Here is a 22,945-nt window from a genome sequence, read left to right as displayed (position 1 = left end):
TTACGCCTTGGACGAAGCCAGATCCAACGCAGGGCTGCGGGCCAGCACAGACCCGCGGGACGTTCCCCCGCCGGCGTCTAGCTCCAACACCACCTCGTGGGCCCCTGTCACCACGCCCTCCTGGACCAGGTGCTCAGAAAGATGGGTGCGCAGGGTCGCGGGATCCGGGGCCACGTGCAGGCAGGAGTCCTCTTCGCAGCTCGCGAACACCCACCGTTCCAGGCGCCGCACGGGCAGCGTCACCCGGCCTGCTCCTGAGCTACGGAATCCCACGAACCGCAGGGCAAGCCCCGTGGGCTCGCTGGCGGCCAGCAGAGTCCCGCGTGCCCGTGCGCTCAACTCCGCAGCCCAGAGGGCGCCGGGGTGGGGCAGGAGGCCACGCGCGGCGAGGTCGCCCGCGGCCTGCTCCCACAGGGCCAGCAATGCCGCCGGTCCCGAGGGGACGGACCAACACCGGTCCGCGGGGCCGAAGGCGGTCAGGCATCCGTCGTGGGCAAAGACCGGGATCCACAGCCCGGGGCCTACCAGCACCGCCTCCGGAGGGTGTAGGTCCAGATCCGCGGGGGAGAACAGGGCCACCGTGACCGGATCGCAGCGTCCGCCGTTGCACGAGGCCAAGTAGTGCACGTACCGGGCCCTGAGCTGCGCGAGGTCGTTGCCCCACAGCTTTGGGCCATCGGTGAGGGCCACGTGCGCCTTGCCCTCACGGTAGACAGGGATGGCGGAAGTACCGTTCACCAGCCAGAACCGCGAGAGACGGCCTGCAACCAGCAGCGCGCCCAGAGCCATCCGCACCTGCTCGCCCAGCACCTGCAGGTTCCCGGCTTCCAGGGTGCGCCCCGCCACCTGTACCCGATAGGCTTCCCGAAGGAGAGGATCCCGCAGATCAGGCCGCGGGGCCCAGTACACCGGCAGGCGCGCTTCTCCCTCTCCGCTCAGGCGAACCATGTAGAAGTAGCGCGGTACCGTAGGGTCCGCGCCGCGCCCGAAGGCGGGATTGCGCAGCAACCGCACCTCCATGGTCGCTGCGGCTCCCGGAATCCGCGCCGGAAGAGGAGGGGACGAACGGACTTGCGGCGGTGAGGCCGCCGGGCGCGCTTCCGCCTCGCTGGGTCTGGTGCGCCTCAAGAACCTGCTGGGCAAAAACGACCACACGATGAACAGTACCGCGAAGGCTGCTCCCGCTAACCATGCTTCCCAGGACACCGCGGTCACCTCCCACGTCCTTCGTCGCTTGTCGTGTAGACCTCCTCACCACCTACCCGCCGCTACCATCCCCACGGGCTGGCTCCGTGCACCACGCCGTAAAGCCTCGCGCCTACGAGCAAGTTGTAGGCAGACGAGAAAGGCAGCTACCAGCGTCCACAGGAGGTTCGTGGGGCGGGCGGAATTGGCGTTACGGGGGGCAGGGCCAGCGTGACCTGCAGCCCAGGCGGGTACCATCCTCACCAGCACCGCAAGGAGCGCGAACGGGGCGCGCCTTGCGCTCATTTTAACCCCCCAAAAAGAAAAGCGACGCCCACCAGATGGTGGGCGTCGCAACCCATTAAGGAAGTTAAGGCCGTAGTCCCCTCCTGTCAAGAGGGGGCGGGCCGAGGGGACGTATGGTTACCTCCGGAATCCACGCCAGGGGCCCAGCGCGCAGCGCAGGACCTGCTCCCGACGGTCCGCGGGGACGCTCTCCCGCAGGTCCAGGAGGAGGCCGAGCCGGGCCCGCTGCAGGGCCGTCTGGGCCTCCAGTAGGCGCGCGACCTGGGACTCCACCTGCTGCCGGGTGGCCTGAGGGGAGAGCAGCAGCCGCCGCAGGGCGTACCGCTCGTCCTCCACCCGCAGCCGGGCGTTGCGCAGGCTGGTGCGGTGCCGGTCGTAGACCGTCTCGATCTGGGATCGGACCGCGGGGTCCCAGCACACGAACCGATCCGCGGGAGCGGGGGCTGCCCGGGCCGGCTTCCACGCCCAGATCCCCGCCAAAAGAGCCAACAGCAGGAGAAGCACGCCGATCCTACGCACCATCTCACCTCCGTCCTGTTCTCCTACGCCTAGAGACCTCCCGTTTGTTCACGTGGGGGTGAAGACGGAATGCTGACGCGGGTACTACCCGCCCGCCTGCACCAGGTGCACGCCGTCCCAGGAGTGGGGATGGCGAGCCTCCTCCCACAGCCGCTGCTTGACCTCGTACGGAGGAAGGCCCGCGCTGAGGTGCAGGGCCACGATTCCCGTGACGAGGGCGGAGGCGAAGGAGGTTCCTGACCACCGCACGTAGCGGCTGCCTGCCACCTCCACCCCACAGTCCAGGATGAGGTCCTCGCCGGGTGCCGCGAAGTGGGCTTCGTTGCTGAACCACGCGTAGCGCTCCGGGGATGCGTAGCTGCTGGCGGCCACGGGGATTACCTGCGTGCGGACGCTCCGCGTGTCCCCGAAGTGCCCGTAGGCCGCGGGCTCCAGACAGTTCTCCGGCCGCCCCTCGGAAAGGTTGCCGGCGGCGCACACCAGGACCGCGCCCGCCCGGGCGGCCTCGTCCACGGCCCACAGCAGGACACAGGACTGCACGGTCTCCGGCTGGGAACGGTCCACCCCTAGGCTCAGGTTGTATACCAGGCTTCCGTACACCAAGGAGTGAGCACCAGAGGGGTGGGGCACCCGCTGCAGGCGGCGCACCCAGCGCATGGCCTCGATGAGGTCCCCGGTCAGGGTCCCGAGCTCCCCGTTCAGCAGCCGCACGAGCACGATGTTCGCTTCTGGCGCGATCCGGCGCACAAGGGCGGCGATCATGAGGCCGTGGTGGGCCCGGTACTGTCGCATCCCGTCCGCGTCCGCCACGAGAGGGGAGAACGCCCGGTATCGCCGGCGCTCGCTTAGCCCGCACCCCTCCTCTTCGGCCTCCTCCACGCTGCGCAGCGCTGGGAGGTTCTCCGGGAGCGGGTGCGGCCACTCCACGTACACGTCCACGAGTGCGGCATCGAAGGCGGGCTCACCCCGTTGCAGGTCTGGAGCACTGTCCAGGATGACCACGGTCACCCCCGCGCCCCGGGGTCGGTGCGGCGCCCGCTCCATGCGCAGCAGCCCGATGCGCTCAAAGGCCACCTGTGTGCGGAACTCCGCTTCCGTGGCGTCCGGCATCCGGATGGCCTGGTCCGGGGTGGGACTTCCGTGTACCCCGTCCGCCTGGCCGCGGGCTTCGTAGTCTAGGGATCCCACCAGGGGAGGCTCCAGGGGGGCTGCGTGCACGAAGCACCCGGCGTAGGAGGTCGCGCGGGGAGAGGTCCTCCGATTCGACCACGTACGGCTGAACGGTCCAGCCGTATGTGGGCAGGGGGAAGGCGGGAATTGGGATCCGGGTCCATCGGGTGGTGCGGCCCTCCCGGACCGGAACAAAAGCGGATCGGGGAGTGGTCTTGCACATGAGGCACCGGACGGGATGGTCCCGCTCCAGCGCGGGCAGAATCTCTGCAGGCCCTGCGAAGAGGACGTGCGCATCGAGATACCGCCAGCGGCGATTCATTCCCTTTCCCTCCTTCCTGGAGTCTCCGGAGAATCAACGGATGGTGGTCCGAGTTTCGGAGAACCCATGTAGAGGAATCCGGCCCAGTGCAGGGGGTGTGGGAACCTCTCCCGGATCTGGAGCGCTGCGGTGCGCAGGGCCGCGGCGGGAGGTACACCGCCTGCGAGTTCCCGGTAGAAGGCCTCCATGAGCTGGCACGTGGACCAGTCCTCCGCTGGCCACAGGGAGAGCACCAACCCCCGGGCCCCGACCCGCAGCCAGGCCCGTGCGAACCCGAAGAGCTCGTCTCCAGGAAGCACCGTATGCGCTCCCGTGCTGCAGCCACTGAGCACCACGAGCTCCACCCGCGCGGGCACCTCCAGGAGATCCAGCAGCGTGAGGGGACCATCCGCAAGGTGGAGGGCGGACAGAAGTGGTGCCTCCGGGTGGAACACGCAGTGGCCCGCGAAATGCAGGAGTGCGCATCGGCGCAGCTCGGAGAGGAAGATCTCCCGAGTCGGTTCCCGGAGCACCCGGGCGGGAATCCAGCGGGCGATCCGTGCCACCTCCTCCGCGGCCTGCGGGATCTGGCCGCCCTGGGTGCTGGCGAAGAGTACTGCGGGCCCTCTGGTGGGGATCCGACGCTCCAGCAGAGGGAGGAGGGAACCGGCGGGGATGTAGCTCACCTCCCGATCCTCCCACACGCACCGATCCCCCTGGAGGAAGGCATGAAAGGGAAGCCCGAACAGGAGGCCGCTGGGGGCGAGGATGAGTCTTCGGCACCCCGATAAGGCAGGCTCCAGGGGCTGCAGGAGCAGGGTGGAGAGATCCCTGAGGACCCGAGTAATCTGCGCCAGGGCCTCCTGCGGTTTCAGGTGGCCGGAGGCGTACGCGTGCAGGCCCAGCCCGAGCCAGCGGGTACGTCGGTGGACCTCGGGCAGGGGCGCCAGGTTCCGGAAGATCCGCACGCTTCGATCCCGCAGGCAGAAGGCGAGCAGCTCGTCGGGCATGGCCACGTACTCCACCAGGGCCGTCTCGGAGCCAAAGGAGGGCCGTTCAGGTGCGTGTGGAAAGCCCAGGAGCACCGCCTCGTCCAGGGCTGTGCCGTGGACCGCGAGCCGTTCCACGAGCTCCTGAATCCGGCGCTCCAGTGTGCGGAGGACCGTAGGATCCGCGGGTGCCTCCAGGGTCCCGGAGGCGAGGACGCGGTATTGGGTGTGCAGGCGCTGCAGCTCCCGGACAAGGGAGTCCTCGGATGGGGTGGGGGCGCGCAGGTGCGCCACAGGGTCTCTGAGGAGGAGCTGGGCCATGCCCTGGGCCTTCATGCCTTGCGCCACCTCCCACGCCCGGTCCGGTTGCCCTGCCTCCGCTAGGACCCGTAGGCCCTCCCCGTACAGCTGCTGGAACTCTCGATAGGTGCTCCACCGGAGATCCGCGGGAACCGCTGCGAGGATGCGGTGGGCGTAGGCGATTCCACTCAGAAGATGCATCCGGCGCCCGCGCGGCGAGGGACTGAGCCAGGCGAGCCGGCGGTGGGCGAGGGCGCAGGCCCATGGCAGGCGGAGCCGCCGTCCGGCGCGCAGGGCCGCCCGGGCGGCCCGGGTTGCGGCGGACAGATCTCCCCGTGCCGCATGCAGATCCGCCTCCACCAGGAGGACGCGCACGAACCCCACGGCGTCCTGCGAGGCGCCTGCGGCGTGGGCTTCCTGGAGGAGCGATGCCGCTTCCTCTACCGCTCCCCGGCGCAACCGAAGGGCCGCCAGCTCCGCGAGCACCGCCGTCCTCCACAGGGTGCGCTGGGCGGCCGCAAAGGCGGAGGCCGCCTGGCGCAACAGGTCCTCCGCCTCCGTCCATCGCCCTGCCTGCCGGTGGGCTAGGGCTAGGAGGTAGCGGACCCGGGCGGCCTCCGCCGCAAACCCCCGGACGTGAAGGTCCTCCGCCAGCGGACCGGCCTCCTGCTCCACCCGTTCCCACCGGCCCAGGTACAGCCATCCTTCCATCGCCCGCAGCCGGTACATAGCCGCGGTGGCCCCGACGCCGGCCCCCTCGTACAGGTCTGCGGCTTGCTCGAATGCGACGATGGCCCGGGCATACCGGCCCAGATACGTGTCTAGTTCCCCCTCCGCGGCCGCAACCCGGGCCTCCCACAGGGTGCTGCGGGCTTGATGGGCAGCCTCCCGCGCCTCCTCCAGCCGGTGGAGGGCCTCTTCTGCCCGGCCCAGGCGCAAGAGGCCGAGGGCAAGGTTGTGGAGGGCGATGGTCAGGTCCAGGGCTCCACCCTCCACGCCCCGCAGGAGGGCGATGGCCCGGGTATAAGCCTCCACGGCCCCTACCAGGTCTCCCCGGTGCTTGAGCAGGGTGGCCCGCTGGCTGAGGACCCGCGCGAGGAGGAGCGGTTGGTCCGATCCGGCCAGCACCGGCTCGATGGCGTCCGCCAGGGCGAGGGCCTCCTCCGAACGTCCCTGGAGGAAGAGGGCTCCCATCTTCCCGATCCCGCATCGGGCCCCGAGCACCGGGTCTGCGGCCTCCTCCGCGCACGCCCGTGCCACGTCATAGGCCGACGCAGCTTCCCGGAGCCGATCCGTCCACAGGAGGGCGTTGGCCAGGGCGAGCTGGGCCAGCGCCCGACACGCGGGCGCTCCGCTCGCCGCGTACGCCACGAGGATTCGGGCGCCGTGCAGGGCGGCCGAGGGGGCGCGGTGCGCGAGGCGGTCTAGGCGGTCCTTCAGGATCTCCACCGTCTCAGGGGTGGGTGGGCCGAACCGTGCCCGCAGCTCCGCTTCCGTGGTCGCTTCCCAGGCCAGATCAGGCTCCAAAGCCTCCGGCATCGTGTGCGGCTTTCGTTCCCGATCCCAGGAGCTCCTGCTATCGTGGAGGGGTGAGTACCCAGCGGGAGGCGGAGATGGAGGAGCGGGCGCTGGACGAGCTGTGCATCAACACCATCCGGATGCTGGCCATCGACGCCATCCAACAGGCCAACTCCGGACACCCCGGGGCGGTGCTGGGGTTCGCGCCTGCCGCCTACGTCCTGTGGACGAAGTTCTTAAAGCACAATCCCGAGAACCCAGATTGGCCCGACCGAGATCGGTTCGTGCTCTCCGCGGGCCATGCCTCCATGCTCCTCTACGCCCTTCTGTACCTCACGGGCTACGATCTCTCCCTGGAGGACCTCCGGAACTTCCGGCAGTGGGGAAGCCGTACCCCGGGACATCCGGAGCGTCACCTGACCCCCGGGGTGGAGGTAACCACGGGGCCGCTCGGACAGGGCTTCGGGAACGGAGTGGGCATGGCCATCGCGGAGCGCCACCTTGCCGCGGTGTTCAACCGCCCTGGGTATGAGATCGTGGACCACTACGTGTACGCCGTGGTCTCGGACGGCGATCTCATGGAGGGGGTGGCCGCGGAGGCCGCGAGCCTCGCGGGGCACCTGCGGCTGGGCAAGCTCATCTACCTGTACGACTGCAACCGGGTGACCCTGAGCGAGAGCACGGACTACTCCTTCACGGAGGACGTGGCAAAGCGGTTCGAGGCATACGGATGGCACGTGCAGGATGTCCCGGACGGCAACGATCTGGAAGCCCTGGAGGCATCTATCCGTGCAGCGCGGGAGGAGCTGGACCGACCCTCCCTCATCATCGTGCACACGCGGATCGGCTACGGAAGCCCGAAGGAGGGATCCTATGAGGCGCACGGGGCCCCCCTGGGGGTGGAGGGTGTGCGGGCCACCAAGGAGCGGCTGGGCTGGCCCTACGAGGAGCCCTTCACGGTGCCGGAGGCGGCGTTGCGACGTTTCCGGGAGGCCCTCGCACGGGGACGGCGGTGGGAGGCGGAGTGGCGGCGGAACTTCGAAGCGTGGGCGCAGGCCTACCCGGACCTCGCCGCTCTGTGGGACCACGCGCATCGCCACGAGCTCCCGGAAGGGTGGGATGAGGAGATTCCTGTTTTCCCGCCCGGGGAGCAGGTGGCCACCCGCGCGGCCAGCGGACGGATCCTCAACGCCATCGCGCCGCGCGTTCCGTGGCTGGTGGGCGGGTCCGCGGACCTCAACCCCTCTACCAACACCACCCTACGGGGTCTGGGGGATTTCCAGAGCCCCGCGCGCCGCATCGGGGACCCGCAGGGCGGCAGCGGCGGCTCCGTGGATTACCGGGGTCGCAACCTGCACTTCGGGGTCCGGGAGCACGCCATGGGGGCTATTGCGAACGGACTAGCGGCCCACGGCGGGGTGCGCCCTTTTGCCGCCACCTTCCTCGTGTTCAGCGACTACATGCGGCCCTCGATCCGGCTTGCGGCCCTGAGCAGGCTTCCCGTCATCTACGTCTTCACCCACGACTCGATCTTCGTGGGCGAGGACGGCCCCACCCATCAGCCCGTCGAACACCTCCCTTCCCTGCGGGCCATCCCCCACCTTCTCGTGATCCGGCCCGCGGACGCCAACGAGACCGCGGAGGCCTGGCGGGTGGCCCTGGAGTACACCGCGGGTCCCGTGGCCCTGGTGCTCACCCGCCAGCCGGTCCCAACCCTGGACCGCACCCGGTACGCGCCCGCAAGCGGCCTGCGCCGGGGCGGATACGTGCTCGCGGATTCCAGGCAGGGCCCTCCGGAACTCATCCTCCTCGCCAGCGGCTCGGAGGTGGTGCTGTGCGTGGAGGTCTATGAGCGCCTGGTGCGCCGGGGCATCCGGGCCCGGGTGGTCAGCCTCCCGTGCTGGGAACTGTTCGACATTCAGCCCCGGGAGTATCGGGAGGCCGTGCTTCCTCCGCACGTGGAGCGCCGCATCGCGGTGGAGGCGGCAAGTCCCCTCGGCTGGGAACGATACGTGGGCTGCCGGGGCCGGATCGTAGGAGTGGACCGTTTCGGGGCCTCTGCCCCCTATCCGGTGGTGGCGGAGCGATTCGGGTTTACCCCGGACCGCGTGGAGCGGTTGAGTCTGGAGCTCCTGGAGGCAGATTAACCGGATCGGGCCGTGGCGTCGAACCAGACGCCCAGCAGGAGACCGTGCAGGAGGTGGGCCAGGAGTGCGAGCCAGGCAAACCCGCCGGAGGCGAGGGCGCTTCCTAAAAAGCCTGCGCCCACCAGCGGCAGGGTCACGAACAGGGTCACCAACCACGGGACGGGTGCGAAGAGCAGTCCGCACAGCCACGGCCGCGTGGCCAGGGCCTCCACCCGGTAGAACACGGGACCGAAGGTGCGGACGTAGAGGTGCGCGTACAGAACTCCCGTAAGAGCGAACGCCACCAGGGACCAGCTGAAGGCCACCCGCGTGCGGTCCAGCACCAAGTTGTCCCATAGACCTAGGAACCACCGGGTGAGGAAGTCCGTGGCCTCCGGATGCATCACGGCGCGCCCCAGCCCCCACAGGACCACGAGGAGAGAGGCGAGCAGGGTGGTGGCGGTGGCGGCAAATCCCACCCCGAAGACGTGCCGACCACTCGTTGGCAGTTCCCGGTGTGCGATCACGTCTCCCTCCGGTAGAATGAGGACGGTTCGTGTCCAGTTTGTCCGAAGGACCTGGAGATCGCAAGACCGATGTACCCTTCGCGCGCGAGGACGTTCGCCCGGTACACGGCAGCCCTGGTGGGCCTCACGTACGTCCTCATCGTTCTGGGTGGCGTGGTGCGGACCACGGGTGCGGGAGATGCGTGTCCGGACTGGCCCCTCTGCCACGGACGACTGATTCCTCCGCCAGAGCCTCGGGTGCTCCTGGAGTACGCGCACCGGCTCGTGGCGAGTATGGTGGGTCTGCTGGGCGTGGGGGCCGTGGTCTGGACCCATCGCCTTTCGGAGCTACGCGGGCTGCGCCCGCTGGCGTGGGCGGCCCTGGGGCTTGTGGTGGTGCAGGGGCTCGTGGGAGGCGTGGTGGTCCTGAGCGGGCTAGAGGACTGGACCGTGGTGGTGCATCTGGGACTGGCACTTCTGGTCCTCGCGGTTCTGCTGATGCTCGCCTTCCGGGCCTCCGGGATTGCGGTGCAGAGCGGAGGACTCCGTCCGTACGTCCTCCTGGTGCTCGGGACGCTGTATCTTCTCATCCTCCTGGGCGGGTACGTGGGGGCGAGTGCCGCGGGACTCGCCTGCCCGGACTGGCCCTTGTGTCGTGGACGGCTCCTTCCCCCTCCGCTTCCCGGGGTGCACGTGCACTTCACCCACCGGGTACTGGCCCTCGGTGGCCTCGTGCTGTTGGCGGGACTCGTTGTGCGTACCCGATCCCTCAGCCCCGTGGTTCGGAGAGCCGCGCACCTCGCCGCCGCCCTGTACGGGCTCCAGATCCTGGTGGGTGCCCTTAACAAGTGGTTCCTGCTGCATCCCGCGGTAGTCTCCGCCCATCTGGCATTGGCGGCCCTCATCTGGGGTGCTGTGGTGACGGTATTCTGCCTGGAGGGAGTACGGACGTGAGGATCCTATTCGTCTGCACCGCGAACATGGCTCGGTCTCCCATGGCGGAGGCCATCTTCCGGGCCCTTTGTACGGAGGCGGAGATCCCGTGCCAGGTGGACTCCGCGGGGACCATGGACTACCGGGTAGGACAGCTTCCCCCTCCTCCCACCCTGGCGGTCCTGGAGCGGCACGGACTGTGGACGGATCACCGGGCGCGCCTGGTCACACGGGAGGATCTCCGGGTGTACGACCTCGTGTTGGCAGTGGACCGTGCGAATCTGGAGATCCTGCGTGCCATGGCCCCACCGGGTACGGAGGGAAAGCTGCGACTGCTGTCGGCCTTTGGACCTCCCGGCACTCCGGAGGATATCCCGGATCCCCGCGTTACGGGGGACTTCGAGGGGACGTATCGCCTCATCGAGGCATGCTGCCGGGGGCTCCTGGAGTACCTGCGGCGGTTTCCCGCAGGCTCGGTGGCGGAGTCATAAGGGCCGCCTCAGGCAGCCGCGCGTTCGGCGAGGACTTCCCTGACCGCCTGGATAATCCGCTCCTCACTGGGGATCACGTACTCTTCCATGGGCTTGCTGTAGGGGATCGTCGCCTCGAGTCCGGTTACCTGCTTGATCGGAGCCTTGAGGGAATGGACCCCCTCCTCCGCGACAGCTGCCGCGATGATCGAGGACACCGATGCGTATTTCGGCGCCTGATCGACAAGCACCAGCCGCCGATGTCTTCTTCACGGAGTTGAGGGTGGTCTGGATGTCGAGGGGAGCCAGGGTCCGGGGATCCACCACCTCCACGCTGATCCCTTCCCGAGCCAACTGCTCCGCAGCGGATAAAGATCTGTGGACCATCCATCCCGTCGCGACCACGGTCACGTCCGTTCCTTCTCGTTTTACGTCCGCAACCCTGAAAGGCACCACGTAGTCCTCTTCCGGGACCTCGCCCTGAATCAGGGTCAGGTTCCAGTGATGCAGGTACACGACCGGGTTATCGTCTCGAATCGCTGCCTTCATCAGCCCCTTGGCGTCATAGGGTGTAGAGGGGATGGCGACCCTTAATCCCGGGACGCCCAGGAAAAGGTTGTAGTAGCAGTTCGAATACTGGCCTGCCCAGCCTGCGATGAAGCCATATCCCGCCTTCAATACCAAAGGCACCTTGACCTGGCCGCCGGACATATAGCGAAGTCGTGGGGCTTGATTGATGACCTGATCCAGGGCCACAAGCATGAAGTCGGTCATCCAAAGCTCCACCATGGGACGAAGGCCGGCCGGCGCTGCGCCAATGGCCATGCCGATCTGTGCCGTTTCCGAAACAGGGGTGATCCGAACTCGGTTCCTGCCGAAGATTCGCAAAAGGGGTCCTTCTCGGTCATCGCCATGTTCTGGCCGTAGTAAATGACCGTGGGATCACGCTGCATCTCCTCCGCAATGGCTTCCCCTATGGCCTCTGCGTACATGACCTCTCTGGGCATCGTCATCCCCTCCTAGGCGTACACGTACCTCAGGGCCTCCTCGGGGGCCGGATAGGGCTCCTCCAAGGCGAAGGCCACGGCCTCCTGCATTTCACTCTGGGTGTCCTGTTCGATGCTTTCCAGCTCCGTCTCAGAGGCGATCCCTGCATCGAGCAGGAACGCCCGGAATCGGGGTATGGGGTCTTTTCTCCGGCCTGTCTCGTACTCACCCGGGTTGTCGTAAACGGAGATGGCCTCATGCTCGGGGAATTTGGTGGGAATCGGGGGCACCGTGATGGCGTTCCCGTGTGCACTGAGCCGGTAAACTTTGGCTTCCACCAGCGTAGGACCCTTGCCCCCCGCGCACGGGCCACGGCCTGTCCAACGACCTGATACACGGCGATGGGATCGGAGCCGTCCACGGTCACGCCGGGCATGCTGTAGGCTCTCGCCTTGACGGAGAGATCCTCGCCGGCCGCGGCATTGGCGTCCTCCAGTTCGACACGGGTGTAAGCTTGGTATTCGTTGTTCTCTAAGATGTACACTAGAAGATGTACACTAGGGAGTTTCCAAAGGGAGGCGATATTCAAGGATTCGTGGAAGGCTCCCTGCTTGGTGGCGCCGTCGCCGAAGAAACAGAGGACGACCTGATGGGTACCTTTAACCTGAACGGCCAGGCGGCGCCCGTGGCTTGAGGAATGACCTGTCCGACAATTCCACTTACCGTAAATCTCAGCCATGATCTGACGGGTGGGGGTTCCGAGGGCGATGGGATAGCCGTGGCAGTGGTACGTGGACATGACAAAGTCATTTGGTTGTAGGGTGGCCAGCGCGCCGACGATGGCCGCCTCAGCGCCATCCGCGAGGTGGGTATGGCCACGGATCATCCCGGGGTGGTTCTCCAAGGTCTGTTTTACTTTCTCCTCAAACCGGCGGATGCGAACCATCTGGGTGTACATCCAAAGAAGTTTCTCTCTACCCGCAGGAGCGTCAAGGACATAGGTGACCTTCTCCGTCAGGAGCTCCACGAGGGGCTCGCCTTTGTACACCGGTTCGCCCTCCCGTTTCAGCCATCGGACTACGGAGACCTTTGTGGTGCTCAAGCCACCGGTTTTGGGAACGTACAGGGGAATCCTGGAAACCGCTTCAGGCTCGGGAGGGGATGCAGGCTTTAAGGACACACCCCCAGGATCCTTGCTGCCCCATGCTCACGGTAGTTCCCGGAAGGGGAAACGTCAATGGGATGGGTGGACCATGGGGCGTAGTACAGGCAGCGGAGTGATGTGCCCGGGCCGTGGCCCACGGGGCTGTGGGGATCCGGCGCGGCGGAGGGGTTGGCTTTTGCCTGGACCGAGGGCGCAGGCCGTTGTACCCTGGTGTCGCTGTCCATGTGCCCGGGAGGAAACCGGGTGTGGGGGTCGAATCCTTCACCAGGGAGAGGAAACATGCCACCGAAGCTGGAGGCTCAGGACAAGCGGTATCTGGCGGGGATCATCCACCAGACCTGGCGTGCCTGTCAGGGGTTCGTGACCCTGGTGATGGAGCGGGGGCCGGAGGATGCGTACTTCGTGCTGGACGAGTTGAACGAGTGGGCCACGCAGCAGCGGCGGCGGCTTTCCGGGACGGGAGTCCGCCGTCCCGCGGGGGTCAGCCTGCAGGGACTGCGGATCGGACGGGAACTCCTGGAGGACATCAGCGCCTTCTGCAGCGCCATCGGCGACATGCTGGCCCGTCTGCAGTACGGTCCCCTGAGCCCCGAAGAGATCGAGGAGGAATGCCTGGAGATCATTGACGGGTTCGTGGCGTGGACCAACCGCATAGCCGCGCAGCTGGGGCTCCAGCGCAACCTGCGGCCACAGGCCATCTGGTACGAACGATAACGGTTCAGTGCGTCCCCTGCACGGCCTGCACGGGCTGGGTGGCCTGCTGAATCCGTTCCTCCGCCTCGTCGAGGAACCTGCGGCACACCTGCCGGATGGGCACGGGTCCGTCGTGGGCCGCACGCCGTAGCAGCCACGCGAGGTGGTCGTAGAGGTGCCAGGCCTCGTCGTCCCGCAGCCGCCGCTCCCCCAGGGCAAGCTGGAGGAAGCCCCGCACCGCGGAGGTCACCGCGGCCGCATAATCCGCAGGATCCACGGTGTAGCGCTCTCCCCGGTCCGGGACCTCCACCACGATGGCCCCGCCCCGATGGTAGATGCCCAGATCGTGATACCCGCAGCAGTCCATGCCGCACTCCGCCACAAAGAGGGGGGCCGCGTAGGGATCCTCGGGGTCCAGAACAGGGTGGTGATCCGCCAGGAGGGTGAGGATGAGGCCCTGGGTGGCCTCGAAGAGGGAGTAGGTCCCGTAGGAGGCGTCATGGGAAGGGATCCCTTGAGGCCGTGCGCACTCCCCGAGCAGGAGCACCGGCCGTCCGTCGACCTCCAGGGAGAAAAGGCACGGCAGGGCCTCCAGATCCTCCCCTGTGTCCACGATCTCCAGGGTGATGGCGATCCGGTTCACAAGACCATCTTACCGCGCTTCAAAACCCCGCGGAACCGTGACTTCTCGCTCTCCGTGGGGAGGTCTGGAGGCCCTGGGCTTCTACCAGAGCATCTTCATGGTGGAGGATGCTCGGCGGGCTTCTGAGCTCAGAGGTCGTCGGCCCGGTGAAGCCACAGGGCTCCCGTGGGGATGGCCAGGGCTCTAGAGGTAGCCTGCCGGGGAGTACGGGGACTTCCGATCAGGATGTCCCCGCGAATGCCGTTCGCCGTAGGATCCACTTCGTGATCTCCAACACAGGGGAGACCGTAAAGGCCAGCACGACGACGATAGCCCAGTCCTCCAGGGTGAGCGGAAAGGTACCGAAGGGTGCGTGGAAGAAGGGAAGGTAGACGATAGCGGAGAGGAGCAGGAGTTCCCAGAGGATGGCGAGGTTGAGCCACCGGTTGGCGAAGGGCCGGTGCAGGACCGAGTGTCGGTCGGAACGGAAGTTGTACGCCTTGAAGAACTGGATGAGAACCAGGGAGACAAAGGTCATGGTCATGGCCTCCGATAGACCGCGCCCGGATCCCAGGGCCCAGGAGAACACCGTCAGGTTGACCAAGGCAGACCACATGCCCCCCACCAGGAGGAGGACGATGACGGGACGGGTGAAGATGGAAGCCCGTGGATCCCGGGGTGGACGGCGCATGAGGTCAGGTTCCGGTGGATCTACGGAGAGGGCAAGGGCCGGCAGTCCGTCGGTGGCTAGGTTCACGTACAGAATCTGAACCGCGGTCAAGGGAAGGGGAAGCCCGAGAAGGCTAGCGGCGGCCATGAGGAGGATTTCGCCCACGTTGGAGGAGAGCAGGTACATGAGGTATTTCTTGATGTTCGAGAAGACGGCTCGACCCTCTTCCACGGCTGCCACGATAGATGCGAAGTTGTCGTCCAGGAGGACCATATCCGCAGCTTCCTTGCTCACGTCGGTCCCCGTGATGCCCATGGCGACCCCGATGTCCGCCTTCTTGAGGGCGGGAGCGTCGTTGACTCCGTCGCCGGTCATGGCGACGATGTGGCCGTTCCGCTGCAGCGCGGTGACCACGCGAAGCTTGTGGGCTGGGGAGACCCGGGAATACACGCGGATGTGGTCAGCCTGAGCAGCGAGGGACTCATCCGGGAGCTGATCCAATTCCGGCCCCGTGATCATGCAGTCGTCCTTCAGGATTCCCAGCTCCCGGGCGATAGCCTGGGCAGTGATGGGATGGTCGCCGGTGATCATGACCGGCTTGATTCCGGCCTGTTCGCAGGTCTGGACTGCTGCCTTGGCTTCCGGGCGCGGAGGGTCCATCATCCCCACGAGGCCGAGGAGAATCATATCCTGTTCTGGGTCCTGGGGGTTGGGGTTCGGTTTGAACGCCACAGCCAGAACTCGGAGGGCTCTCTGCGCCATTCGGCGCGCGACATCCAGGATCTGTTCGCGTTGCTCTTCGCTCAGCGGAGCGACGCCATCCGTCGTGTATACGCTGTGACAGGATGCCAGCAGTACCTCAGGGGCGCCTTTGGAGTAGGCAACGGGGCCCTGGGAATCCCGGTGGAGCGTGGTCATCCGCTTCCGTTCCGAGGTAAAGGGGATCTCGTGCAGACGGGGGAACGCAGCATCCAAGGCTTGCTTTTGGAGTCCTGCCTTGGCCGCGGCGACCACCAAGGCTGCCTCGGTGGGGTCGCCCCGGACCTGCCATCGACCACCCACCTGTACGAGTTCCGCATCGGACGCCAGAGTTGCAGCCCGCAGCAGGAGGGTGAGGGCCTCGGGGGGATCGTAGGGGTGTCCATTCCGAAGGAATCTGCCGCGCGGCTCATACCCCTCTCCGGAGACCTCCCAGAGCTCGCCCGCGACGAAAATCTCACGGACCGTCATCTCGTTCCTGGTGAGCGTTCCGGTCTTGTCGGAGCAGATCACGGACACGCTGCCGAGGGTCTCCACGGCGGGAAGGCGGCGGATGAGGGCGTTCCGGCGGACCATCCGCTGCACTCCGATGGCCAGGGAGATAGTTACCACAGCGGGCAGGGCCTCCGGGACTACCGCCACGGCCAGGGCGATTCCGAAGACGAACATCTGGATCAGGGGTTCTCCCCGGACGACACCCAGCGCAGCGACGAGGGCGACGACCACGAGGGCGGCACGCGCCAAGGTATGGCCGACCCTGTCGAGGTTCTCCTGGAGAGGTGTTCGTCCGGTTTCGACGGTCTGAAGCATCCGGGCGATCTGCCCGAACTCCGTGGCCATGCCCGTGGCCACCACCACCCCACGCCCACGACCGTAAGTGATCGTAGTCCCCGCGTAAGCCATGTTGTGGCGGTCCGCCAATGGGAGCGCGGGGTCGGGCAGAGGGGACGTGTATTTCTCCACCGGCACGGATTCCCCCGTCAGGGGTGCTTCGTCTATCTGGAGGTTGATCGCCTCGATGAGGCGCAGGTCAGCGGGTACCCTGTCACCGGTTCGGAGGATCACCACATCACCCGGGACGAGTTCACGTGCCGGGATTCCAATCTCTTGTCCGTCCCGAAGGACGTGGGCGGTGGGAGCAGCCATCTCGCGCAGGGTCTCGAGGGCCCGTTCCGCTCGATATTCCTGGACGAATCCGAGCAGGACCGCGAAGAGTACAATGACGGTGATGGCAATGGCTTCAACGACATGACCGAGGGCCGCAGACAACCCGGTCGCAACGAGCAGGATCAGGATGAGGATGTTCTTGAACTGGCCGAGCAGGACTTCCCACGGGGAGACCTTACGGCCGGGCTCCAGCGCGTTGGGTCCGTACTCCGCGAGGCGGCGCGCCGCTTCGGCAGAAGCCAGACCGGCGGATGTCGAGTGAAGTAGCGCAAGGACGGCTTCGGCAGGGAGCGTGTGCCAGATGGGACGTTCCTCTTCGCCCCGGGGATGCATGGAAGGCTCCCCCTTCCGTACCTCCCTAATGGATGTCCGAGTCCCCATCGCCTCCAACAGGAGGGAGTCAGGGGTAAGGGGAGCCGGTCCAGCTTCATCGGCCAGGCCCAATAGGAAGACCTCCGACCACAAGGCCGGAGGTCTCACCGTGCGATCCCACCACAGGTCCAGCCGGGCGATCTCCTGGATCGCCGTCCTGACGACCGGACCGCGGCAGCTGCGGTCCTCTGCCGCGAGCTACCGCCGGTTACTCCCCTCAGCCTCGCGCCCCGCGAGGCCACCAAAACCTTACCGGTTGTACCTCTGGCGGTCAATACGGTCAATATCGGGAGGTTTGAGATGAGGGCGGCGGCGGTGGTTCTGGCAGCAGGACAGGGAAAGCGCATGCGTTCCCGCCTCCCCAAGGTCCTCCATCCCCTCTGCGGCCGGCCCATGCTTCTGTATGTCCTGGAAGCCCTCCGGCCCGTGGTGCAGGGCCCCCTCGTGGTGGTGGTTGGCGAGGAGGGAACACGCGTGCGGACAGTTCTTCCGGACGGGGTATCCGTAGCGGTCCAGGACCGGCCCCTCGGAACGGGGCACGCCGTGGCCTGCGTTCTCCCTTACCTGGAGAGCCTCGAGGGCCCCGTGATCATAGCCTACGGCGACACCCCACTCGTACGAACGGCCACCTTCCAGCGCCTGGTGGAGCGGCACATCCAGGAGGGGAACACCGCCACCCTGGTAAGCGCCCGGATGCTAGATCCCACGGGCTACGGCCGGGTGATCCGCCGGCCGGACGGTACCCTGGATCGGGTGGTAGAGGAGGCGGACGCCACCGCGGAGGAGCGGGCGGTTTCGGAGGTGAACACAGGGCTCGGGTGCTTCGAGGTGGGCGCCCTGCGGGAGATCCTTCCCCGCCTCCGTGCGGAGAACGCCCAGGGGGAGTATTATCTCACCGACGTCTTCCGGCTTCTCCGGGAGGGAGGGAGTCGGGTGGGAATTCTGCAGGTACGGGAGGCGGAGGAGGTCATGGGGATCAACACGAGGAAGGAGCTCGCGCAGGCGGAGGCGGCCATGCGTCGGCGGGTGCTGGAGGAACTGATGGCCTCCGGAGTCACCGTGGTGGATCCCGCCACCACCTACGTGGACCCCCGGGCCCGGATCGGCCCGGACACCGTGATCCACCCCTTCACCGTGATCGAGGGAGAGACCACGGTGGGCCGCGACTGCATCCTGGGGCCGGGTGCGCACCTCATCTCCGCCCGGGTGGGGGATGGGGTCCGGGTGTGGTGGTCCGTGGTGGAGCACAGCGAGATCGGGGAAGGATCCCGGGTGGGGCCGTACGCGCATCTGCGGCCAGGGTGCGTGCTGGGCCGGGGGGTGGAGGTGGGCAACTTCGCGGAGCTGAAGAACGCGCGGGTAGGAGACCGCACGAAGGTCCACCACGTCTCCTACCTGGGGGATGCCCTGGTGGGGCAGGGGGTGAACATCGGGGCAGGCACGGTGACCTGCAATCTGCGGTATGGTGTAGCTGGGAAGCAGCAGACGGTGATCGAGGACGGCGCCTTCATCGGCAGCGACACCATGCTCCAAGCTCCAGTGCGGGTGGGTGCGGGAGCAGTGACGGGAGCGGGGACGGTGGTAACCCGTGACCTCCCGCCGGGCGCGGTGGCGGTGGGTGTCCCCGCCCGGGTGATCCGCACCGTGGAACCGAAGTCGGAAGGATGAGACAGGATCCCCCCAAGATCTTCGCGGGTACCGCGAACGTGGCCCTGGCCCGGCGGGTGGCCGTGTACCTGGATGTGCCCCTCGCGGAGATGGTGGTCTCCCGCTTCCCGGACGGGGAGGTCTGGGTTCGGATCGACGAGAGCGTGCGGGGTCAGGATTGCTTCCTCCTCCAGCCTACCTGTCCTCCCGTGAACGAGAACCTGGTGGAATCCCTGGTGATCCTGGATGCCCTGCGCCGGGCCTCCGCCCGCCGGATCACCGCGGTGATCCCTTACTTCGGGTACGCCCGACAGGACCGGAAACTGGGTCCCCGGGAGCCCATCTCCGCGAAGCTGGTGGCGAATCTCCTCACCCGGGCGGGCGCGGACCACATCCTCTGTGTGGACCTCCATGCAGGGCAGGTGGCGGGCTTCTTCGACATCCCCCTCGATCACCTCACCGCCCGCAACCTCTTCGCGGACTACTTTCTCCGCAAGGGCCTAGCCAACGTGGTGGTGGTCTCCCCTGACATCGGAGGCCTCAAGCGGGCCCGGGACTTCGCCCGGGCCATCGAGGCGCCCGTGGCGGTCTGCGATAAACGCCGGGACCAGCCCAACCAGGTGAGCGAGATCGTGCACGTGATCGGGAAGGTGTACCGGCGCACCGCCATTCTTGTGGACGACATCGTGGACACCGCGGGCACCCTCGTGGCCGCCGCGGAGGCCCTGGTGCGCCGGGGTGTGTCGGAGGTTTACGCCTGCTGCACCCACCCTGTGCTCTCGGATCCCGCGGTGGAGCGCATCCAGGCGAGCCCCATCCGGGAGCTGGTGGTCACGGACTCCATCCCCATTCCGCCCCACAAGCGCATCGGGAAGATCCGGGTGATCTCCATCGCGCGGTTGGTGGCGGAAGCGATCCTGAGCATTCACGAGAACACCTCCATAAGCGAGCTGCTGGAGGAGCCGCAGCCCGCGGAGGTGATCCTGTAGGAGGAAGCATGTTCATCCCGCCGTACGTGGTGAGCGCGGTGGTGGCCTGGTTCGTCACCTACTGGACTACCCCCACCGCCCGCTGGATCGCCTGCCGCACGGGGGCCGTGGATTATCCGGGCGGTAGACGCATCAACCATAGGCCGCTCCCCCGCCTGGGCGGGGTGGCCCTGTTCTGCGGGATCTTTCTCGCCGCGCTCCTCACGCTCCCCATCCCGGGCCCCATTGCCCTGGTGCGGGAGCCCAAGTACTTCGTACTGGCGGTCCCCTACGGGCCCGTGGACGGGCGGCTGGTGGGAGTGCTGCTGGGAGCCGTGGCCATCACCGCCCTCGGGGTGGTGGATGATCTCCGGCAGCTTTCCGGTCGCACCAAGTTCCCCCTCATCTATCTTGCAGCCGCCCTCCCTGTGTTCTTCGGCGTCACCACCCCCTTTCTCACCAACCCTCTCACCGGAAAGCTCGTACCGCTCGGGGTACTGGGCCAGCTGTTCACCGTGGCCTGGATCGGATCCGCAGCCATCGCCATGAACTCCATCGACGGGGTGGACGGGCTCGCGGCGGGGATCGCGGCCATCGTGGCGGCCACCTTCTTTGCCGCGGCCACGGCCCTGCGGGGTGGACTCGGGATCCTGGTGCTGTGTGCCGCGGTGGTGGGAAGCTGCGTGGGCTTCCTGCGCTACAACTTCAATCCCGCCCGGGTGATCATGGGCGACGGAGGGGCGCTGCTGCTGGGCTACCTCCTGGGTGCCATCTCTGTGGTGGGGATGTTCAAGACCCTTACCCTGATCAGCCTGACGGTACCGCTGTTGGCCATGGGGATCCCTATCTTCGACACTGCCTTGGCCATCGTGCGCCGGCTGCGCAGGGGGGTGCCGGTGTTCCAGCCGGATCGGGAACACCTCCACCATCGGCTGCTGGACCGGGGTCTCTCACAGCGCCAGACGGTGTTCCTGCTGTACGGGCTCTCGGCCCTTCTCGCCGTCCTCGCCCTGTGGATCGCGGGGAGCGTACGACCCGGGGTCTTCCTCCTCCTCGCCCTCGGGTTAGGCGGTAGCCTTTGGATCTCCGCCTGGCGGCTGGGACTCCTGGTCCGCACGCCGGACCGGAGTTCTGAGCTCCAGCGGACCTAGCGGATGCGGCGGATTCCCCTCCTCCTGGTGGTGGGCACGCGGCCGGACGCGGTGAAGATGGCGCCCGTGGTCCTGGAGCTGCGGGCAGACCCCGCGTTCGAGCCCATCCTGGTGGCCACTGCCCAGCACCGGGAGATGCTGGACCAGGTCCTACGGCTCTTTCACCTCACCCCCGACGTGGACCTCAACGTGATGCGGCCCCGCCAGACCCTGACGGAGGTCACGGCCCGAACCCTGGTGGGCCTGGATGCGTGCATCCGTCGGGTGCGGCCGGAGATGGTGCTGGTGCAGGGGGATGCGGCACCCAGCTTCTGCGGCGCCCTCGCGGCCTTCTACCACCGGCTGCCCGTGGCCCACGTGGAGGCAGGTTTGCGCACCCACGATAAGTACCATCCCTTCCCCGAGGAGATGTACCGCCGCATGACCGGGGCGCTGGCGGACCTCCACTTCGCGCCCACACCCGGTGCCCTCCAGAATTTGCTCCGGGAGGGAGTGGAGGCCCACCGCGTCTACGTGACGGGCAACACCGTGATCGACGCCCTGCGGTGGATCACAGCACGGGATCCTCTCCCGGATCCTGGATTGCCCGTGCGCCCGGGTGCCCGAATGATCCTGGTCACCGCCCACCGCCGGGAGAACTGGGGGGAGCCCCTTCGCCGCATCTGCGTGGCGGTGCGCGTCCTCGTGGAGCGGTTCGAGGACGTGGAGGTGGTCTTCCCCGTGCATCGGAATCCCGTGGTCCGGGAAGTGGTGTTCCGGGAGCTTGGAGATCTGGCTCGGGTGCACCTCCTGGATCCTCCGGACTACGGGCCCTTCGTGGCGCTGGAGCGCCGGGCCTACCTCATCCTCACGGATTCGGGAGGGGTCCAGGAGGAAGCCCCCGCCTTCGGTACCCCGGTCCTCGTGCTCCGGGAGACCACGGAGCGGCCGGAGGGGATCGAGGCGGGAGTTGCGAAACTGGTGGGGACGGATCCGGACCGCATCGTGGAGGAAACCAACCGGCTGCTTCGGGATCCCGAGGCTCATGCCCGGATGGCGAACGCCACCAACCCCTATGGAGATGGCCGAGCTGCCGCGCGCATCCGTCAGATCCTGCGGGTACACTTCGGACTGTCGGACCGCCTCCCGGAGCCCTTTGATCCCGCCCCTCCGCCCGTGGGGGAACCCGCAACCCGGAAGGCTCGTTAACGGAAGGGAGCCATGCGGCGCGTGGCGGTTTTCACGACGGTTTGGGCGTTGCTTTTCGGGATCCCGGGATGGGTTCGGTGGACCGCCGCGGCTCCCTCCCCGGATCCGGATCTCGTGCGAGCCACCATCGGCGGCGTGGTGGTGGAGACGGTTTCCGTGGGGGATCGGGTCACGGAGGGAGATCCCCTGGTGTACGTCCGCACCGGCACGAAACCCCGGGAGGTGGCGGCGCGCGCGCCCCGGGACGGGGAGGTGGTGGAGGTCCTGGTGCGTCCGGGGCAGCGGATCCAGATCGGTGACCCCGTGGTACGCCTGGCGCCGCGGTGACCTTCTCCCCGACAGGCCTGTGATAGCATGAAGCCGCATCGGAGAAGTGCTCCGGGAGGGATCGGATGCTCGGGTGGGTGAAGCGAGGTGGGTGGGTGCTGGTGGCCGTAAGCCTCGTCTTTCCGGCCGCCCACGCCGCGGAGCCCGAGGCGTTCATGCGGCTTGCGGAGATCCGGCCAGGGATGCGGGGGGTGGGTCGGACGGTGATCCGGGGCACGCGGGTGGAGGAGTTCTCCTTCGAGGTCCTCGGGACCACGGAGGGGCCTTCGGGACGCCTCGTGCTCTTCCGGGCCTACGGTCCCGTGATCGAGCAGGCGGGTGGGGTGGCGGCGGGGATGAGCGGGAGCCCCATGTACCTCCAGGGTCGGCTTGCGGGCGCGCTCTCATACAGCTACGTGTTCGCGGGACCCGATAGGAACCTGGGGCTGTTCACGCCCATTGAGCGAATGCTGGAGCTCCTGGAGGCAGGACGGCCAGCTGCGCATCACCCCGGCCTTATGCGGTTGGATCGGCCGCTGCGGCTGGGGGGGCGCACCGTGGATCATATCCTCGTGGCCCGGGATGTGGCCTCCGGCCGGGCGGCTTCCGCACGGATGGGGATCCCTGCCTTTGCGCCCGTGGTGACCCCCCTCGTGGTCTCCGGGCTCGGCGATCGGGCCTTCCGCCTCCTCCGGGCCTCCCTGAGCCCTCTTCCCGTGGTCCCCGTCCAGGGCTACGGGGGAGTCGGCCGGTTCCCGGAAGCGCCGCTTGTGCCCGGAAGTGCGGTGGGCGTGGCCCTGGCCCGGGGAGACGTGAACCTGGTGGCCTTCGGCACCCTCACGTACCGCCGCGGAAGACGGTTCCTCGGGCTGGGCCATCAGATGCTGGGCTCGGGAGAGAGCGCGTACATGCTCACCACCGCCTACA

General features: G+C 67.5%; 17 protein-coding genes and 3 pseudogenes. 10 read left to right on the top strand and 10 right to left on the bottom strand.

Annotated features, from left to right (window positions below; all coding sequences use genetic code 11):
- The 4 genes from N0A24_10225 to N0A24_10210 form a co-directional block, all read right to left on the bottom strand.
- Nucleotides 1-1,020: a hypothetical protein gene (locus N0A24_10225; protein MCS7173723.1), complete on the bottom strand. Its 1,020-nt coding sequence runs from the start codon at nucleotides 1,018-1,020 to the stop codon at nucleotides 1-3.
- A 588-nt stretch (nucleotides 1,021-1,608) separates the two neighbouring features.
- Nucleotides 1,609-2,013, bottom strand: coding sequence for a periplasmic heavy metal sensor (locus N0A24_10220; protein MCS7173722.1), 405 nt, complete (start codon nucleotides 2,011-2,013; stop codon nucleotides 1,609-1,611).
- 81 nt (nucleotides 2,014-2,094) lie between these two features.
- The gene (locus N0A24_10215) at nucleotides 2,095-3,198 is read right to left on the bottom strand and encodes a S8/S53 family peptidase (protein MCS7173721.1); all 1,104 of its coding nucleotides are present in this window, start codon (nucleotides 3,196-3,198) and stop codon (nucleotides 2,095-2,097) included.
- A 300-nt stretch (nucleotides 3,199-3,498) separates the two neighbouring features.
- Entirely contained in the window at nucleotides 3,499-6,297 is a 2,799-nt protein-coding gene (locus tag N0A24_10210; GenBank protein ID MCS7173720.1) for a CHAT domain-containing protein, read from the bottom strand.
- An 86-nt stretch (nucleotides 6,298-6,383) separates the two neighbouring features.
- On the opposite strand from N0A24_10210, the gene tkt reads away from it, so the two are divergent.
- Nucleotides 6,384-8,435: a transketolase gene (gene tkt, locus N0A24_10205; protein MCS7173719.1), complete on the top strand. Its 2,052-nt coding sequence runs from the start codon at nucleotides 6,384-6,386 to the stop codon at nucleotides 8,433-8,435.
- Here tkt and N0A24_10200 read toward each other — a convergent pair.
- Entirely contained in the window at nucleotides 8,432-8,941 is a 510-nt protein-coding gene (locus tag N0A24_10200; GenBank protein MCS7173718.1) for a hypothetical protein, read from the bottom strand. The genes tkt and N0A24_10200 overlap by 4 nt on opposite strands.
- A 69-nt stretch (nucleotides 8,942-9,010) precedes the next feature.
- Between N0A24_10200 and N0A24_10195 the strand changes: the two genes are divergently transcribed.
- Entirely contained in the window at nucleotides 9,011-9,874 is an 864-nt protein-coding gene (locus tag N0A24_10195; protein MCS7173717.1) for a COX15/CtaA family protein, read from the top strand.
- The gene (locus N0A24_10190; GenBank protein ID MCS7173716.1) at nucleotides 9,871-10,344 is read left to right on the top strand and encodes a low molecular weight phosphotyrosine protein phosphatase; all 474 of its coding nucleotides are present in this window, start codon (nucleotides 9,871-9,873) and stop codon (nucleotides 10,342-10,344) included. The genes N0A24_10195 and N0A24_10190 overlap by 4 nt, the downstream gene beginning before the upstream one ends.
- Before the next feature lie 8 nt (nucleotides 10,345-10,352).
- Here the strand turns inward: N0A24_10190 and N0A24_10185 are convergent, their stop codons facing one another.
- The 3 genes and pseudogenes from N0A24_10185 to N0A24_10175 form a co-directional block, all read right to left on the bottom strand.
- Nucleotides 10,353-10,541: a hypothetical protein gene (locus N0A24_10185; protein MCS7173715.1), complete on the bottom strand. Its 189-nt coding sequence runs from the start codon at nucleotides 10,539-10,541 to the stop codon at nucleotides 10,353-10,355.
- A gap of 109 nt (nucleotides 10,542-10,650) precedes the next feature.
- Nucleotides 10,651-11,148, bottom strand: a pseudogene (locus N0A24_10180) (alpha-ketoacid dehydrogenase subunit beta).
- A 194-nt stretch (nucleotides 11,149-11,342) separates the two neighbouring features.
- A pseudogene (locus tag N0A24_10175) lies at nucleotides 11,343-12,256 on the bottom strand (thiamine pyrophosphate-dependent enzyme).
- 498 nt (nucleotides 12,257-12,754) lie between these two features.
- Here N0A24_10175 and N0A24_10170 point away from each other — a divergent pair.
- Nucleotides 12,755-13,189 carry a hypothetical protein gene (locus tag N0A24_10170; protein MCS7173714.1) on the top strand — a complete coding sequence of 145 codons (435 nt, stop codon included), beginning with the start codon at nucleotides 12,755-12,757 and terminating at the stop codon, nucleotides 13,187-13,189.
- A 4-nt stretch (nucleotides 13,190-13,193) separates the two neighbouring features.
- Here the strand turns inward: N0A24_10170 and N0A24_10165 are convergent, their stop codons facing one another.
- Together N0A24_10165 and N0A24_10160 are read right to left on the bottom strand one after the other, a co-directional pair.
- Nucleotides 13,194-13,811, bottom strand: a complete 618-nt coding sequence (locus N0A24_10165) for a hypothetical protein (GenBank protein MCS7173713.1) — start codon at nucleotides 13,809-13,811, stop codon at nucleotides 13,194-13,196.
- A gap of 220 nt (nucleotides 13,812-14,031) precedes the next feature.
- Entirely contained in the window at nucleotides 14,032-16,719 is a 2,688-nt protein-coding gene (locus N0A24_10160; protein MCS7173712.1) for a calcium-translocating P-type ATPase, SERCA-type, read from the bottom strand.
- Nucleotides 16,720-17,058: 339 nt separating this feature from the next.
- On the opposite strand from N0A24_10160, the gene glmU reads away from it, so the two are divergent.
- From glmU to N0A24_10130, 6 genes and pseudogenes are all read left to right on the top strand, one after another.
- Complete coding sequence (gene glmU / locus N0A24_10155; GenBank protein ID MCS7173711.1) at nucleotides 17,059-18,426, top strand: bifunctional UDP-N-acetylglucosamine diphosphorylase/glucosamine-1-phosphate N-acetyltransferase GlmU; 1,368 nt, start codon at nucleotides 17,059-17,061, stop codon at nucleotides 18,424-18,426.
- The gene (locus N0A24_10150) at nucleotides 18,423-19,394 is read left to right on the top strand and encodes a ribose-phosphate pyrophosphokinase (GenBank protein ID MCS7173710.1); all 972 of its coding nucleotides are present in this window, start codon (nucleotides 18,423-18,425) and stop codon (nucleotides 19,392-19,394) included. Before glmU ends, N0A24_10150 begins: the two co-directional genes overlap by 4 nt.
- Nucleotides 19,395-19,402: 8 nt before the next feature.
- Nucleotides 19,403-20,524 (top strand): undecaprenyl/decaprenyl-phosphate alpha-N-acetylglucosaminyl 1-phosphate transferase, encoded by a 1,122-nt coding sequence (locus N0A24_10145; protein ID MCS7173709.1) that lies wholly within the window; start codon nucleotides 19,403-19,405, stop codon nucleotides 20,522-20,524.
- Nucleotides 20,525-20,527: 3 nt separating this feature from the next.
- A complete protein-coding gene (gene wecB / locus N0A24_10140) occupies nucleotides 20,528-21,712 on the top strand; it encodes a UDP-N-acetylglucosamine 2-epimerase (non-hydrolyzing) (protein MCS7173708.1) in 1,185 nt (394 codons plus the stop codon).
- A 12-nt stretch (nucleotides 21,713-21,724) separates the two neighbouring features.
- Entirely contained in the window at nucleotides 21,725-22,039 is a 315-nt protein-coding gene (locus tag N0A24_10135; GenBank protein ID MCS7173707.1) for a DUF2118 domain-containing protein, read from the top strand.
- 182 nt (nucleotides 22,040-22,221) lie between these two features.
- Nucleotides 22,222-22,458 (top strand): annotated as a pseudogene (locus tag N0A24_10130) (hypothetical protein).
- The last annotated feature ends 487 nt before the right edge of the window (nucleotides 22,459-22,945 follow it).

The sequence above is a fragment of the Armatimonadota bacterium genome, assembly GCA_025059775.1.
Lineage (GTDB): Bacteria > Sysuimicrobiota > Sysuimicrobiia > Sysuimicrobiales > Sysuimicrobiaceae > Sysuimicrobium.
The sequence above is the reverse complement of the archived record's forward strand: the minus strand, read 5'-3'. Positions and strand labels throughout refer to the sequence as shown.

What these genes read in the sequence shown, in the direction of transcription:
- N0A24_10135 (MCS7173707.1), top strand. Translation starts at nt 21,725, where the DNA reads ATGCGGCGCGTGGCGGTTTTCACGACGGTTTGGGCGTTGCTTTTCGGG.
- glmU (MCS7173711.1), top strand. Translation starts at nt 17,059, where the DNA reads ATGAGGGCGGCGGCGGTGGTTCTGGCAGCAGGACAGGGAAAGCGCATG.
- N0A24_10195 (MCS7173717.1), top strand. Translation starts at nt 9,011, where the DNA reads ATGTACCCTTCGCGCGCGAGGACGTTCGCCCGGTACACGGCAGCCCTG.
- N0A24_10220 (MCS7173722.1), bottom strand. Translation starts at nt 2,013, where the DNA reads ATGGTGCGTAGGATCGGCGTGCTTCTCCTGCTGTTGGCTCTTTTGGCG.
- wecB (MCS7173708.1), top strand. Translation starts at nt 20,528, where the DNA reads ATGCGGCGGATTCCCCTCCTCCTGGTGGTGGGCACGCGGCCGGACGCG.
- N0A24_10225 (MCS7173723.1), bottom strand. Translation starts at nt 1,020, where the DNA reads ATGGAGGTGCGGTTGCTGCGCAATCCCGCCTTCGGGCGCGGCGCGGAC.
- tkt (MCS7173719.1), top strand. Translation starts at nt 6,384, where the DNA reads ATGGAGGAGCGGGCGCTGGACGAGCTGTGCATCAACACCATCCGGATG.
- N0A24_10150 (MCS7173710.1), top strand. Translation starts at nt 18,423, where the DNA reads ATGAGACAGGATCCCCCCAAGATCTTCGCGGGTACCGCGAACGTGGCC.
- N0A24_10170 (MCS7173714.1), top strand. Translation starts at nt 12,755, where the DNA reads ATGCCACCGAAGCTGGAGGCTCAGGACAAGCGGTATCTGGCGGGGATC.
- N0A24_10160 (MCS7173712.1), bottom strand. Translation starts at nt 16,719, where the DNA reads ATGCATCCCCGGGGCGAAGAGGAACGTCCCATCTGGCACACGCTCCCT.
- N0A24_10145 (MCS7173709.1), top strand. Translation starts at nt 19,403, where the DNA reads ATGTTCATCCCGCCGTACGTGGTGAGCGCGGTGGTGGCCTGGTTCGTC.